The sequence below is a fragment of the Sphingobacterium sp. JUb56 genome (assembly GCF_014191365.1).
In the GTDB taxonomy this organism is placed as follows: domain Bacteria; phylum Bacteroidota; class Bacteroidia; order Sphingobacteriales; family Sphingobacteriaceae; genus Sphingobacterium; species Sphingobacterium anhuiense.
In genome coordinates this window covers 1,119,072-1,134,713 of the sequence record NZ_JACHWL010000001.1, presented here as the reverse complement: position 1 = coordinate 1,134,713, position 15,642 = coordinate 1,119,072, and the positions used below count along the sequence as shown (strand labels likewise).

General features: G+C 35.5%; 14 protein-coding genes. 7 read left to right on the top strand and 7 right to left on the bottom strand.

The features are described from left to right. The first annotated feature begins 1 nt into the window (after position 1). From FHR29_RS04480 to FHR29_RS04465, 4 genes are all read left to right on the top strand, one after another. Entirely contained in the window at positions 2-520 is a 519-nt protein-coding gene (locus FHR29_RS04480; protein ID WP_183912681.1) for a GNAT family N-acetyltransferase, read from the top strand. Between the two features lie 12 nt (positions 521-532). Continuing rightward, the gene (locus FHR29_RS04475; protein ID WP_183912679.1) at positions 533-1,414 is read left to right on the top strand and encodes a DMT family transporter; all 882 of its coding nucleotides are present in this window, start codon (positions 533-535) and stop codon (positions 1,412-1,414) included. A gap of 204 nt (positions 1,415-1,618) precedes the next feature. Further along, complete coding sequence (locus FHR29_RS04470; protein ID WP_183912677.1) at positions 1,619-2,236, top strand: hypothetical protein; 618 nt, start codon at positions 1,619-1,621, stop codon at positions 2,234-2,236. After that, a complete protein-coding gene (locus FHR29_RS04465; protein ID WP_183912675.1) occupies positions 2,233-3,081 on the top strand; it encodes a hypothetical protein in 849 nt (282 codons plus the stop codon). Before FHR29_RS04470 ends, FHR29_RS04465 begins: the two co-directional genes overlap by 4 nt. 56 nt (positions 3,082-3,137) lie before the next feature. On the opposite strand, the gene FHR29_RS04460 is transcribed toward FHR29_RS04465, so the two are convergent. From FHR29_RS04460 to FHR29_RS04450, 3 genes are all read right to left on the bottom strand, one after another. After that, entirely contained in the window at positions 3,138-3,788 is a 651-nt protein-coding gene (locus FHR29_RS04460; protein WP_183912673.1) for a transcriptional regulator, read from the bottom strand. Positions 3,789-4,088: 300 nt separating this feature from the next. Next, positions 4,089-6,536 (bottom strand): bifunctional UDP-N-acetylmuramoyl-tripeptide:D-alanyl-D-alanine ligase/alanine racemase, encoded by a 2,448-nt coding sequence (locus FHR29_RS04455; RefSeq protein ID WP_183912671.1) that lies wholly within the window; start codon positions 6,534-6,536, stop codon positions 4,089-4,091. A 302-nt stretch (positions 6,537-6,838) separates the two neighbouring features. Then, entirely contained in the window at positions 6,839-7,729 is an 891-nt protein-coding gene (locus FHR29_RS04450; RefSeq protein ID WP_260291857.1) for a DMT family transporter, read from the bottom strand. Between the two features lie 92 nt (positions 7,730-7,821). On the opposite strand from FHR29_RS04450, the gene FHR29_RS04445 reads away from it, so the two are divergent. Beyond that, positions 7,822-9,252 (top strand): PLP-dependent aminotransferase family protein, encoded by a 1,431-nt coding sequence (locus tag FHR29_RS04445; RefSeq protein ID WP_183912669.1) that lies wholly within the window; start codon positions 7,822-7,824, stop codon positions 9,250-9,252. A gap of 449 nt (positions 9,253-9,701) precedes the next feature. Here FHR29_RS04445 and FHR29_RS04435 read toward each other — a convergent pair whose 3' ends face one another. The 3 genes from FHR29_RS04435 to FHR29_RS04425 form a co-directional block, all read right to left on the bottom strand. Then, positions 9,702-10,034: a gamma-glutamylcyclotransferase family protein gene (locus FHR29_RS04435; protein ID WP_183912666.1), complete on the bottom strand. Its 333-nt coding sequence runs from the start codon at positions 10,032-10,034 to the stop codon at positions 9,702-9,704. A 519-nt stretch (positions 10,035-10,553) separates the two neighbouring features. Then, complete coding sequence (locus FHR29_RS04430) at positions 10,554-11,375, bottom strand: hypothetical protein (protein WP_183912664.1); 822 nt, start codon at positions 11,373-11,375, stop codon at positions 10,554-10,556. Positions 11,376-11,447: 72 nt separating this feature from the next. Further along, positions 11,448-11,810, bottom strand: coding sequence for a ferredoxin (locus tag FHR29_RS04425; protein ID WP_183912663.1), 363 nt, complete (start codon positions 11,808-11,810; stop codon positions 11,448-11,450). A 307-nt stretch (positions 11,811-12,117) separates the two neighbouring features. On the opposite strand from FHR29_RS04425, the gene FHR29_RS04420 reads away from it, so the two are divergent. Both FHR29_RS04420 and FHR29_RS04415 read left to right on the top strand, forming a co-directional pair. Continuing rightward, the gene (locus FHR29_RS04420) at positions 12,118-13,299 is read left to right on the top strand and encodes a hypothetical protein (RefSeq protein ID WP_183912661.1); all 1,182 of its coding nucleotides are present in this window, start codon (positions 12,118-12,120) and stop codon (positions 13,297-13,299) included. 865 nt (positions 13,300-14,164) lie between these two features. Further along, positions 14,165-14,386: a hypothetical protein gene (locus FHR29_RS04415; protein ID WP_183912659.1), complete on the top strand. Its 222-nt coding sequence runs from the start codon at positions 14,165-14,167 to the stop codon at positions 14,384-14,386. Between the two features lie 56 nt (positions 14,387-14,442). Here FHR29_RS04415 and FHR29_RS04410 read toward each other — a convergent pair whose 3' ends face one another. Next, complete coding sequence (locus FHR29_RS04410; protein WP_183912657.1) at positions 14,443-15,642, bottom strand: hypothetical protein; 1,200 nt, start codon at positions 15,640-15,642, stop codon at positions 14,443-14,445.

Sequence of the window (15,642 nt, the reverse complement as noted above, 5' to 3'; positions counted from 1 at the left end):
AATGGAAAAAATCAATATCAAAAAGGTCACTTTAAGTGATATAAAAGATTTACAAAAAATTGGAAAACAAACGTTTTTCGAAACATTTTCCGAAAGCAATACGGAAGAAAATATGAAAAAATATCTTGAGGAAGGTTTTTCAGTAGATAAGTTGACAGAAGAACTGACCAATCCGTATTCAGAGTTTTATTTTGCTTTAGATAACCAGGAAGTGATAGGATACTTAAAACTAAATGTTGGAGAATCTCAAACTGAAGAGCAGCATCACGAAAGCTTGGAAATAGAAAGGATTTACGTATTGCAGGATTATCACGGAAAAAAAATCGGTCAGATTCTTTACGAAAAAGCGCTACAGATCGCATTGGAAAGAAAATCTGAATATGTATGGTTAGGTGTTTGGGAAGAGAACCCTAGAGCGATAAGCTTCTACAAGAAAAATGGTTTTGTAGAGTTTGACAAACACATATTTGTTCTAGGTGACGATGAGCAAACTGATATCATGATGAAAAAAATGCTGTAGTCATCTTTTAATATGAAAAGTAAAAATCTGTTTATACTGCTTCTGATTCTTGGAACAGCTTTTTGGGGCATTTCATTTCCGGTCACAAAGACTGCCATAGGGAGCGGGTCATCGTATACATTTTTATTTTACCGATTTTTTCTGGCCACAATAATTCTTTCGATACTTTTTTTTAAGTATTTTTCTAAAATAGATAAGAGCATATTAAAAAATGCTCTTCTCCTTGCTGTACCACTCACGTTCGGAATCAGTATGCAGACATTAGGAGTCAAGATGACCTCAGCCTCTCAATGTGCTTTTATTGCTGGCATCTGTGTTGTAATAATTCCCATTATAAAACTGGTTTTCTTTAGACATATAGTAAAATTAAAAATTTGGTTGGCAGCTACAGTTGCGTTGATGGGTTTGATGATAATCTCCGTCAATAAAAACTTCAGCATTGGACTAGGTGACTTGTATACATTTATAGGTGCCATAGGATTTGCAGTCTATTTAATAAAGGTGGAAAAGTATAGTCTACTGAAGAATATTTTACCTACGATTGTTCCTATGTTTTTCTTTTGTACCATTATTATGTTTGGTTTTACAGTGATGGATAACAATACAGTATGGATTCCGCAAAACGAAGGTTTTTGGTTAGGTATTTTGTACTGTTCAATATTTTCAACAGCCTATATGTATACCATATCCAATATATCCCAGCGATATATTTCCGCTGAAAAAGTAGCTATTATTTACTTGTTCGAACCTATTTTTGCGGCAGTGGCGGCCTACTTTATTTTAGATGAGAGTTTATCCATAAAATTATTGCTCGGAGGAAGCCTCATTTTTATTGGAACTCTGATCTCGGAATTGAAGTTTAAAAAGAAAAGAACTTTAGAATTGTCAGAGTGAGCATCCTATCTCTACATTACTTTTGATCCCATCAACAAAGGCTAAAAACTTTTCAAAGGTAGCAACCAACAGATTTTTAAAATCAAATATTCCCGATAAAGAGAATTTAATTTTGTTAATCTATTTTACAATCACTAAATTTACAAAGAAAACCAAATGTGATATAAGCAAAAATAGAGCTTTTAACTTTATAAGTTTAATGAAATGAGAATACCCGCTATCAATATTCGATATATCCTTATACTTTTTATAGGAGCTATCGTATTCCAATCCTGTACAAAAACAACTCCCGAAGAACCAAAAGTAATACCTGAGCCAGAACCTGAGAAAGGTCCAGACCCGATAAAGGATCAGACATATGTTTACAGCTCGGAGAGCCAATTGGAATTTGGCCTTTATCAAAATAATGCGTTAATATCTTCATTTGGACAAACTGATCAAGAAAAAAAATTCAAGAATCGTCCAAAATATTTCAGGCCTCAGGCCATGACCCTCAAAAAGGATTCACTGTTCATTACTAAAGCTGGTGGCTACAAAGAGTCGTATAAAATAAAATGGGAAAAAGAAGATTTGTTTATTTATCAGGATCAAAACAAGGATTGGAAACACTTTGCTACCAAGAACGACAAAAATGAGATCTCATTAAATATTGCACTCTATAACAGCCAATTAAAAAGCGAAAATTCCAATGCCCTCCGCTCGGGTCAGCTTTACAATCCATCGTCGATCAATGACATATTGAGTGATAAAAGTAGAGCCGCTATGAAAACGATCTGGTTAAAGATCAAGATTATTTATGTACCCGAAAATGTAAAGTCATGAAAGTAAAAATACTCATACTACTATTGAACCTATTTTGTTTAAACGTCATAGCACAAGAAGTCGACGATGACAGAGACAGGATTTTCACCAATAAAAATATTGAGAAACTATACCTAGGTGCAATTATGAAGATCAGTTCGCTCAATGCGGATAATTATGAATTTGTCGAAGCTCCAAACCTTCCGCCTGTAGATTATTTACAGACAACAGATGTCACGCTCATAGTTCCGAGCAAATCTGCGATGATCAAATTTATAATGAAAGATTTTGATGAGGATGTATTACCAGTAATAGTAAGCGAATCGTCACCCCATACCCGAAAAGTAGCATCTTATGACAAGTTAGGGGCATTTTTTGGTCAAAAAATTAATGCAGAAATAATGCTTGCAGTCAACCCAAAAGCTAAAAATTCCAAACCCCTATATGCTGCAAAATTCACCAATCTTATCTATAGTTTAGATTGTATGCCCGATTTTGCCAAAGCAAGAGCACATGTTGCTATGAAGGGTCGTGACCCACAGGACTATATGTATGTTGATGGAATCTCCTTTGGAAGAGCCGCATCAATTTTCATTGAGTCTGATGCGGACTATGAAACGATAAAAACATTGATAGAAAAAAAATATTATAAAAGAGCAGTAACCGAGCAGGACGAGGCAATCTTGGCAAATTCAACCATTCATTTCCAAATTTCGGATACAAAGCAAGTAGACCTTCTGGACGGAGACCCTTTTGAAATTATTCGTCATTATCTGACTACCCCTATCACAAAAGAAGATTTCCTAAGACCAATCTGGTTTACAGGATCTGATTTAAAAGATGGCTATATGGTAGTTACGCCGTAGAAATATTTGAACATGATCACATTTCAATGATTATAGCTTGGCACAAAGTATAAAACCTAGTTACGCATTGGATAAGATGGCGCCGGATAATCCCTGTCGACATGCATTTTATTGATCAAAATATCGTTGATCCGTTCACGCATGCGCTTATCATCGACCGAAATTTTTAGAATTTTGTTGCTATAATACGTATCGCTTTTAAATTCGCTTTCAATTTTATTGGCAAATGTGGGAGCCAGCGATTTATATGCAAATGAAAGCTCAGTTTCGTTTTCTGCTATTTTTTTTACGGTCAGTGTCCAGATAAACCCGTATTCAAAAAATAAAAAGCTTTTTTTTATCGGCACAAACTGCGTTTTTTTGCCTTTTAACTTGTAATTATAGAGCATATAAATACTTGGTTTGGAAACGTCTTTTGCTGCCGCTGCGACCAGCTTATTATACTCTTTTTCGTTATCAACAAGAATTTCAGTACTTAAACCTTTTTCCTGGATTTCAAAGGTAGCCGTAGTATCTGTATGCGCCAGGGCTTTAACCTCCATATCCTGATCAATATACCAGCCGGGCATATCTGGGATAGCATCTTTTACACGTTCAAAACTTGCCTTTAATTTGGTAGGAAGCAATTTACTGGTCACCGTTTGCGCATGCAGACCATCCACTGCAGCGATAAAAAGAAGCATTATACAAAGATATTTTCTCATCATGATTATATTCATTTAGCAATACTAAGAACTCCCGTAAATTACACGTTTTATCGCTGGCAATCTATAACCAATTTATATTTGAGGGTCATCGTTTACAATTCGTAAGGTATTTGTCTCCATTCGTACGCTTCAATATTGAATTCCCCTTACCCCTCGCCTTCTTAAATACCACCGCCCAGCAGCTTATTTTTCTAAATGAGTTCTGTAATGGGCTTTAGTTACATATTATGGCTTCCTAGTTTTTCCATTACTTCGCGAGGAGCTGGAATGCGAAGAGAAGGATCAGGAGTTTTCTCATAACTAGTCTTTTATATATATCCTTTTCACCCGGGGTGAAATCGATGTTAACACTTCATAGGTTATTGTTTTGCAGTAGTCTGCGAATTCTTTTAAACTTGGTTTTGCATTAAAGATGGTGACCGTATCACCCTCTTTTACATTTGGGATATTGTCTACATTGATCATCATCATATCCATACAGAGATTCCCTACGATGGGTGCCAATACTTTGTTTACTCCCAAACTTCCCGTCTGGTTGCCGATAAGTCTTGGTATTCCATCAGCATATCCTACAGGAATAGTAGCAATTCTTGATGGATGATCTGCTTTGTATCTTCTGCTGTAACCTACAGATTCTCCGGTATCAACCGTTGATATCTGTGAAATTACGGTTTTAAAACTTACCACAGACTGAAGTTGTTTTTGTATTTCACTACATGGTGACTCTCCGATCATTCCGATTCCAATTCTAACCATATCATACTGATGGTCTGTATAGCTTGTTATTCCTGATGAATTCAGGATATGTCGGATAGGAATGTAGTTCAGTTTTTCAATCAGATAACTGGAATTTTTTTCGAAAACGTCAAACTGTCTGATTGTAAATTCTTTTTCTTCAGGCATATCAGAAGATGATAAGTGACTGAATATACTTTGGACTTTTACATTCTTTTGTCTTAAAGTTTCGCTTAGCTGATCTAATTCAAAATCTTTAAAACCAAGACGGTGCATTCCTGTTTCAAGCTTGATGTGAATAGGATATATTTTATCATAGCCGGATTTTTGAACTGCTTCATAAAACAGCTCTAAAACTCTGAAACTGTAAATTTCGGGTTCCAGATTATATTCAATAATCGCTTCATAGCTGTGCTGTTCAGGATTCATGATAATAATGGGAGTCGTGATTCCTTTTTTACGAAGCTCAATACCCTCGTCCGCATATGCAACTCCCAGATAATCAATATGATGATGCTGTAAGAATTCAGAAATTTCGTAGCTACCCAATCCGTAAGCGTTAGCTTTTACCATCGCCATCATTTTCGTCCCTGATTTCAGTAGGGATTTGTGATAATTGATGTTATGCAAAATGGCATTAAGGTTAATCTCCAGAACGGTATCGTGCTTTCGCAGTTCAAGGATATCTTTCAGTTTCTCTATTTCAAATTTTCTGGCTCCTTTGAGCAGAATAAGCTGATTTTCAATTTCAGTAAGATGCTTACTGTCAATTAATTCTTGGGTATTGAGGAAAGTTGAAGTTTTGGACTTGAATAATTCAGTGAATTTTGATATTTCTTCCCCAATCAGGAAAACAGAATCAAACTTTTGATCATTGACTAGTTCAGAGACTTCTTCATAGAGTTCTTTGGAATTAGAATTAACCCCTACGATATCTGTTAAGACCAGTGATTTTTTAGATTTCTTATATTCATTCAGAAATTGAAGCGCCGTTTTTAGGGAATCAAGATCCAGATTAAAAGAATCATTAATAATCATATTATTTTTAATTCCTTCAATGGCTTCCAGACGCATTTCTACAGCTTTCAGAGAGTTGATCTTCTCAATGATCTTTTGATTATCAATATTCAGTTCTTTTAAAACCGTTATCAGAGCCAATGCATTAGTCAGTGTAGCTTCGTCCTTCTGATGAACAGGGAATGAGATTTCTTCGTCAAAATAAACAACAGTAATATTATCATCCTTGGTAATACCTTCTTTAATGAAAACATTATTATTATTTTTAAGTCCGTAAGAAATTATTTTTTTACTTGAATACAGTTCGTGTATCTTCTTGGCAACCAATAGATGATCGCCATTGTAAACAATAACCTTAGAATCTTTAAAAAGCTTTATTTTTTCGTCTATCAATTCTTCTTCCGATTTAAAATTGGCTGCATGGGCATTCCCGATATGGGTAAGCAATCCAATCTCCGGATGAAAAATATCTTCAAGTTTCTCCATCTCGTGAGGCTTTGAAATACCTACTTCAAAAATCCCAAGTTTATAAGAATCGTTGATCTGCAGTAGAGATAGTGGGAGGCCAATCTGAGAATTAAAACTTTTTGGACTTTTTACGGTTGGAAATTCATTCCAAAGGCACTGATAAAGCCATTCCTTAAGAATGGTTTTTCCATTACTTCCGGTAATTCCAATAGATTTAATATGAGAATGTTTAAAATGATATTGGGCGAGTTTCTGAAGGAAAGCAACCGAATTTTCGACAAGGATCCATGTTACATTTTCAAACTGCGGATATTGATGCTCAGAAATGATCACACTGATACCGCGGTCTATTGCAGATTCAATAAATTTTTCACCGGAATTCTTATGCGTATTGATCGCAATAAATGCCGTATTCTTTATAGAATAAATAATCCTGCTGTCAAACGCGATATTTCTGATCACTAAATTTTTATCACCCATGATCTGTGCATTGGTGATCTCTGCAATTTGTTTTACTGTATAGTTCATTGGTATTCTTGCTGCTTTATTTTGAGAAAATTGAATTAATCTGTTGCTTTGCCTTTTTTTTCAATGTTTTACCACTAAAAGTTAATTATTTTTTTTGACCAGTATCAATACACAAAATTATTTTCGGTGTATCACCATTTTTTAGGCCGTTACATCCAATATTTCAGTCTTTTTCGGATGCTGAATGAAAATTCCAAACCTGATAAAAGGAGTCTTTATAAATTTAATCTGTGTTTATGGTCATTAATCCTTTATGGGATTTAGTGTTTTACTTTATTATTCTTTTTATTAATTGAACTGATTTACCGGGCAAATTTCTTTGTACCTCCCACACAAAGGATTACACCGACTGTAACGGCCAACATACCAATACTAACATGTTCGTGAAGTAAATACGCGGCTAACCCCAAACCAAAAAACGGTTGTAACAACTGTAGCTGTCCTACGGTCGCAGTGCCGCCCTGTGCTAACCCTCGATACCAAAAGATGAAACCAATAAACATACTGAACAGTGACACATAGGCTAGGCTCACCCAAGCTCCTGTACTAACACCCTCCAACGATGACGGCATATAGATAAATGTGAGTGGTAACATTACAGGCACTGAAAGTATCAATGCCCAAGAGATTACCTGCCAACCGCCCAGTACCTTTGTCAATTTTGCCCCTTCGGCATATCCCAATCCACAAATAATAATAGCGCCAAGCATTAGCATATCACCAATAGGTGAAGCTGACAGACCTTCCGCCACTGCAAAACCTATCACCAAAAGACTGCCTATAATAGAGAAAAACCAAAATATAGATTTTGGGCGTTCGCCACCACGAATGATGCCAAACAAAGCCGTTGTCACGGGTAATATCCCTAAAAATACAATGGAATGAGCCGAAGTAATGTATCTCAATGCTAATGCACTCAATAAAGGAAAACCTACGACAACACCAAGGGCTACAATAGCCAAGGGTAAAATGTGTATTCGTTCCGGGCGTTTTTCTTTAAAGAGCAACAAGGCAATAAGGGCAAGTATTCCCGCAATGGAAGCACGGGCAACCGTCAGGAACACAGGATTAAGTTCTAAAACCGCTATTCGCGTTGCCGGTAACGAACCGCTAAATAATACGACACCAATAAAGCCGTTTAACCAACCTTGTGCTATGCTATCTTTTACTTTACTCATACCCGATTCTATCATTGTATATTATTTTTATGCAAAATTCGGATATTTACATAAATAAACACAGTTACAGTTTTTGATATCTCAATGGATACAGTTAAATTTACAACATGAAAAGAGATTTTTTATACAATGAGATAGCTGGAAACATTGCCAATAAAATCAAGGCAGGTATTTTGAAAGCGGGGGAACGTTTGCCGTCTATAAGAATATTGAGCAAAGAACATGGAATAAGCATGAATACAGCCAAAAGGATTTATCTTGAACTGGAAGCACAATCACTTGTACAGTCAAAACCTCAGTCAGGTTTTTTTGTTAGTCCATTAAGTTATTTAAAACTTACGTTACCAGAACCTAGTGCGCCCTTGTCTGTTTCCAATAATACAGAGCCGAACGATTTAATTAATGATGTTTATTCCACTATGGGACGTAATGACTTAACGCTATTTTCTATCGGTGTCCCCTCTGGCAGTTTATTGCCGTTGGCAAGGCTGAAAAAAGAAATCGTACTTGCCACAAGGGAACTAAAAGAGGGTGGTACGGAATATGAAACTTTACAGGGCAATGTAAAGCTACGGAGAATGATTGCTGCTCGTTCATTGTCTTGGGAAGGGAATTTAAAGGAAAGCGATATCATAACATCACATGGTTGTATGAACGCTTTGTCGTTGTGCCTTATGGCATTAACGAAACCAGGCGACACCTTAGCATTAGAAAGCCCCTGTTATCCGGGTATTCTGCAACTTGCTGTTAGTTTAGGACTGAATGTAGTCGAAGTGGCTACACACCCTGTCAGCGGAATAGATATTCATGCTTTGAAAAAATTGTTACCTAAGATAAATGTTTGCCTTTTAGTACCCAATTTCAACACACCTTTGGGATATTGCATGCCCGATGAAAGCAAAAAAGAAATAGTAGCCCTTTTGTCAATGGCTAATATTCCGCTTATTGAAGATGATACTTATGGGGATATTTATTTTGGTGCTGAGCGTCCGAAATGCTGTAAGTCTTTTGATATGGACGGTAATGTTTTGTGGTGTAGTTCTATATCTAAGACCCTTGCTCCTGGTTATCGTGTTGGTTGGGTTGCTCCCGGTAAGTACAAAGACCAAATACTAAAATTGAAACTTGTACACTCTTTATCTGCTACATCTGTAGTTCACGAAGCTGTTGCCAACTTCTTAATGACAGGCAGGTATGACAATCATCTTCGTCGTTTTCGTAAAACGTTGCAGGAAAACTATCAGCATTATGCGCTGGCCATTGCTGAGTATTTCCCTTATGGAACTAAAATAAGCAGACCACAAGGTGGACTTGCGTTATGGGTAGAATTTCCAAAAGGAATTGATACGGTCGAACTGTACAAGTATGCCTTGAAAAAGCAAATAAGTGTCGCACCCGGTAGAATGTTTACTTTACAGAACCAATTTCAGAATTGTCTGCGTCTTTGTATAGGCTTACAGTGGACGGATGATTTAAGATTGAAATTAAGACAGCTGGGGAATCTCGCGAAAATTTTCTTAAATAATAATTTTTCTTAAAGCATTGACTTCTTTGGTTAGTTTTGAGCAAGCTGACGAATAGTAAATCATCCCTAGTAGATAGAAATTGTAAGGTTCGAGCTCCAAGAGGTCACCCTGTTGGTACTCAAACATCTTGTCAATAAAAAACACAATAAGAGACAGTCTATTGTGCTGCTTGTTAAATAATTAAGACTTTACGATGTGATTTTAAAAGAGTTAATCTTCTTCTTCATCAACTGCGAAATATTCAGGTGTATTTAACCTTATTAAGTCAATGACATCATTTTTGTCCTTCACCGCGTTTTCTCTTATCGTTATTAAGTTTGTCATTGTAATTGCCAATTTTGATGGTTCTATTTGAGTTTTGGTGTGGCAATTAGCTTGACCGCTAATAACAAAAGTAGTTAAGTTTTTAACCAAATAGGTTCAAATAGAAATGAATCAAGGTATAGACCACGAATAATCATTTATTTTTTTACGTAAATAAATCCTTTTTTACCTGATTGAAACTCGACCTCAATTCTTTTGTAATCATCCACTTCATATTTATCCGCGTTTAGTGTTTCAGTTTCTGATATTTCGAAAAGCATACCTTCAACTTTATCATCTAAGTTTCCTGTAGGTTCAATTATTGGATGAAATTGTTGTCCGCTTTTTCGTAAAACTTCGGGGTCCGTAATTTCAACCATTTTTAAAATATACCCTAATAAAGTATCTTTCTCTCCAGTGAGCAGTCTACCAAAAGTTTCCATTTGCACTTGCTCTTTCTGTAAGGTTCCGTAAGAAAATAAATTTTGCATTTTTAAATTAGTTTTATCAAGTATAGACTTGTTATATCATTCATAATTTTTTAAAGTCTGGCTCATATTTTATTAGAATCTTTTTTTCAGCACATGACAAAAACTATAAGTTATTGACATTCAGTAAAATAAGCTACTTAACACTTATGTAAATAACTGATATTTAGTAAATTAGATGATGTTTTCTAGGCAATCAACTAAGCGCACAAATACCAATCAAGGGTGCGAAGTTACAAAAAAATGTTGTGCGCAAGCCAACTAAGATTAGTTCTAGAGCACAGCTTTGAAACAAAAATCAAAAAAGCCCGATTGAAATTCATTTTGATGATTATTATAACCAATTTATATTTGAGGGTCATTGTTTACAATTCGTAAAGTATTTTTCTCCATTCGTACGTTTTAACATTGTTTACACAACCACCTAGTAGACTACTTCTCGTGCAATTTAGCATCTGATTGTCAGTGACAATGGAGATGTTTTCTTTTTTCACAACAGCTGTCACTCCCTAAATTGCTTTATTATTTTCCTTTTGGAATATTTAATATCTCTTGTTTAAATTCCTTTGTCAAAAGCGGTAACAAGTCATCATAATCGAACAACCCCATTGGAGAAATTTGAATGTGCTCAACAGGATACCAATTTTTTGCAAACCTTAATATCGCTTGTTTTGCATTATCGATTTGCCCTGTCAGATAAAAAAGTCTTGCGGCATTTATGTGGATATCATCTAGGAAAATTTTAGCAGCAAACTTTTCATAATAGGCTAGACTTTCGTCCGTATTTCCTGACTCTAGCATAAAGTGAAGCAGGTATTCCGCTCCTTTTTCACTATCAAATGTCAATTTTGGTCGATACTGCTTTAATTGTGCAATAAATTCAGCAGTTGATTTACCGTCTTTTACAATTTTGAGCGGTTTACGCGAAATACTCAAATCATTTTCACCCTTTAGTTTAGCTAAATGACGTTCAATTTGAAACCTATAAGTACGTATCTGATGTTCAGGTAAATTTAATTTTTCTTTTTCAGTCAAGAAATTGCTGTAAAAAGTCTCTGCTCTTAAAATACTGCCCGTCATTAGAGCCGTATTTGTGTATGCAGAAAAGTGCTCACTTAAAACGTTTCCAGCATACCATTGCTCATTAAAAGGCAAACCATTTTCATCGTTTGTCATCGCACTTTCGTAATTGCTGTTGAAGTAATTTATCTCCGCATGAACTATAGCTTTCTGAGGTTCAAAGCCTTTTATTTGCTCTAACTGCTCTAGACCAATTTCAATTTGTCCACTTCGTAAAGTGTCCAAAATATCTCGTAATTTTTTCGGTATTTTTACTATGCTCATTTTTAAATTTCAATACTTTGGCGGAATTATTACTTTAATGTCTACTGTAAAATTTAGTCGTTAGAGACTACTTCATTTCAAAAATTTCTTTAAAAAGCCAAACCTGCCTTTAGGTTTATGATCACATTCATTTTCCAATCCTTCCTTATAAAGCCGTTTCAATATTTTCTCATCCGTACCTCCGTACCGTAGACCCGCAATACATGAAACCTGCATAGCACATATCGCTCTTTCCAATTCATCTGGAGTTTCTGGCTGTTTTTTAAAATAGCAATGTTCGTATTCAGCTTTCGAATGATCAATGAGGTCAGGCGCCTCAAATTCCGGAGCCCCGCAACGAATACAAGCATCATTCTCCACATAAAAATCTCCTTGAGAATTTTCTGGGTACCTAGCAGGTGGCTCCTTGCTCTGTTTTTTTTCAAATATTTTCATTGCGTTAGTATTTAAGGTGGTTTCGCATTCTTTTTTCGAAATTTAATCATTGTTAAGATCAAAAGATCTTCAATGTTGTCTCATTGAAACAAAAACAAGCAGCTCTGTAGCAAATTTTGTTACAAAGCAATTGTCCCCTTTGAGCTAGTACTAATTTACTGAAAAAATTCATTTAAGCTTCAAAACCGATACTTTTCAGAATATTGGAAATTTATATTTTTTCCCTATAATAGGAAAAACTTGATAACTCTTCTTTTCTTGTTTAATTTTAGTAAGCATATATAAATTTCCCATTTTATTACTAATTATGATTAGTGTTTTAACGAACCTAAGGGAGCTCATAGCAGCCTATGGTATCCCTCATTTGAACAAAGAAGAAGATGAACAGATCGATCAAGATCTTTTAGAAGCGCTAAAGGATATTGAGATCAATTCGCATACAAGATACCTCAGTCATGGTAACCGTGAGCTCGTTCAACAATCCTTCCGTATTTTCTACAGTCAATTGCGACGTATGTTCAATATTATTTACCGTAAAAAAAATCAGCAGGTTGATTCAATAATATTGAAATTTCATGAACTCTTTAAGACATATGAAGATATATACAGTCAAGATATGAATCTTGAAGAACCATTGACCGATTATCAATATCAGCTTTTAAAAATAGAATTGCAGGAGAAATTCCCTACGTTAAAAGAAGCACTTTTAAAAAAGAAAATAGAAATACATCTGCTGGCAGAAATCCAATCAGCAATTGATAATCATTTCAACAGCGCTGTTTGCCAGATCTGTTATTATCATTATCTGTTTTTCAGTAAGTTATTACAGTCGTTAACCCATATTGCTGGGGACAACCGCAATAAAGATTGGGAACGTCGTTTTATCGAGACCATCATCAATATCAACTTCAATCATATGGGATTCTTTAATCGATGTACGGAGCTGATTAACTATCAGCTTCAAATTCTTTGCGAAAACCATCAAATGATGTGTATTGATATTAACCGGCTTAGAATAAGTCAAGCCTCCCGTGATCCTAAATTATACTTTGATCCTACCCGTAAGCATCTTGCAGATCTCCTCATCGAATATGTGGAACAAAGAAAAACCGTTAAACTAAAACCTATAGCGGCAACCGAAACCAAACCTGAAGAAGTAAATAAAATAGAGGAGCTTAATAAACCCGCAGAAGTTGAGAAACCGGAAGGAATACCGACGCAATTGTTTGCGACCCATATCAATCTTTTTACGCATTACATGCATCTTGCTGACGTGTACCCCCAAGATATGACCAAACGAGAAGTCTGTTCCTATGTTTCCACTTGTGTCCGGACCAAACGTGGGCATTTGGTATCTAAAGATAGTCTGGAAAAATTCGATAGACAAAAACTGGAAAGTGGAGCAACTCATGTCCACGGCATTTTGACAAAAATGCTGCAGGCTATAGAGCGTGATTTTGACCATTTGGGCGGAAAAAATCGCAGATAATTTAATAAATTTTTAGAAATCAGGGACTCCCCCCATAATTTCTCATGTACAAACCAAATAAAGGTCAATATTCAAGCGTAATAGGCTTGAATGACCTTTTATAACAAGAAATTCTTCTACACCAATTTCGCCTCATTTCTCCCCTTTGCTAAAAGGGAGCTCATTTTAAAGCCCTTTAAAACAGGTTCCATCTCAAAAAAGTCTCCCCTCCAAAATGTTCGTTTTCGTATTAGTTTTGAATTGAAGCGTACGATAGAAGTAGTACAAGCGCTTTCCAAAGGTGACTATATCGAACCAAAAGAACGCTATAGTCCCCTTTGTTAAAGTAAAATGAATGCGCTACTCTTTAAGTAAGAGATTGATTATAAAAAAATTAATCGTCGGTGATGTTGGATGCCGCCTGTTAATGTGAAACCAGCCATGACTCCCTAGCTCCAAAAGAGCTAGGGTTTCAATGAATAAAATTTAAAAAGAATATGATAAAAACAGATAAGACAAGAAAAAGTAAAATACTACCGCCATACCCGATTTGAGATCTGAATTTGTCCTTTATTTTGAAATAGACAAATGGAAATAAGAACTAAAAACAATAGCTATGAAAACAGATAAGACAAGTATCAAGCGATACAGACAAAAATTTGCAGTCTTCCCCATAGGCGGGTAAGAGCAATAAAAGCCCTGCTGTTTATCTTTATGATAGATACACCCTTCGGGGTAACTCAGCAGGCCGGACCGTAGAATTGACAACTCTGCACCTCGCAACCAAGGATAAATCAATTTTTCAGTTTATTATTAAAAATGGGCAGTTCAAAACTTTTAAAATTGTCTGTAATAATAAGCTTCATTATTACTAAAGAAGACCAAGATGGCACTATTTGAAATCATAGATCCCGCACATCCTGCTGAGCAAACGAGTTATACTCCTGCAGGATCGCCCCCTCCTAATTGTTTAGGAAATAACCAAATTTGTACAATCAATGCGACAAATTCAGGAGGACAACCCGTTATCAATCAAGCTTTATTAAGCGAAATGGTAACTGCACTAAATACACGTACAAGCAGTGCAAATGTTAAATTGAAAGCTTAATTCGCTTTAATTGAACAAATGGAAGGCTGAAGAATAATCTTCAGCCTTTCTAATTATCACTTAGATCGAACTACCAAAGATAAAATAGGCTTATCTACGCGCTGTAAATCAAATCCATTTTTATTTAAAACAAGTTTTAAACTGTCAAAATCTGTTACTGTCTCCGTATTTATTTCTATATCGCTTACATTTTCTAGCTCTATAGGAGGAAATGCCGTATTAAAGATTTCAAGCATCGTAATCCAGTTTCTGAGGGATGTCTTCTTTTTGATATTACTAACTAAAGGGAGATTTGCTTGCAATGCTCTTACAACCCAGATAGATGATTTTTCATATTTGAGCTCAACACTCAGATTCAAGCGATTGCTAAGATCATTAATTATAGCTTCCATACGCTTTTTATGTTCTAGCTTTAATGACCAAGTTGTTTCATAACCAAAAGCATGCTTTTGCATCCATAAAGATTCTGGTATAGAATCCAGATTCTCAAAATCATTCACGTCAACATTTTGAAGAATGATTCGTTCTTTCTTCATTAATGGTAATTGCTCCAATTGTCCAAAAAGGTAAAGGAAAGCAGGTACGGTAGTAACATTAGTCATCTTAACACGGACATGGTCACCAATCGTATCAACGGCATAATTCAATGCCGCACCATTTATATAAGGCAACAATTTGCTGTAAAATCCTGAATCGACACGATGCGATACTGTTTGCTCCTCATAATAAAAATCATCTTTCATTGGCCATTCTGATACGGACTGACCAGTAAGTATCTGTTCTATATTTTCGGCTGTAACCATATCGCCGGTTGTTATTGCAGCTACCTTTCCTTTATAAATCCAGACGACATGGGGAACACCTTGATGCGGGAAAATCTTAGTCAATGCGGTATCTTCAACAACTAAAGGAAATTGAAGATTTTTCATATAGCTATTATGGCTTACTAATTTAGTGATTCTTTCCCGCGACTCAATTCCAACAGGAAGTATTTGTATTTTACTGTTAAAAATAGTCTGCAATTTATTATTTTTTGGCATTGCTTCAATACAACTTCCGCAAGATGAGGTGAAAAAATCTAGTATTAACAGTTCTTTTCCAAGACTAGTGACATCAATAGATCGTACAGGAGAATTTATAACCTGTAACGGTTGAGTATAGCTAAAATGATCACCTATACGAAGTGATTTTAATTGACCACTTACTAAAAATGGCAAATAACAAAGTATATATAATAGTGTTGTTAAGTTTTTCAT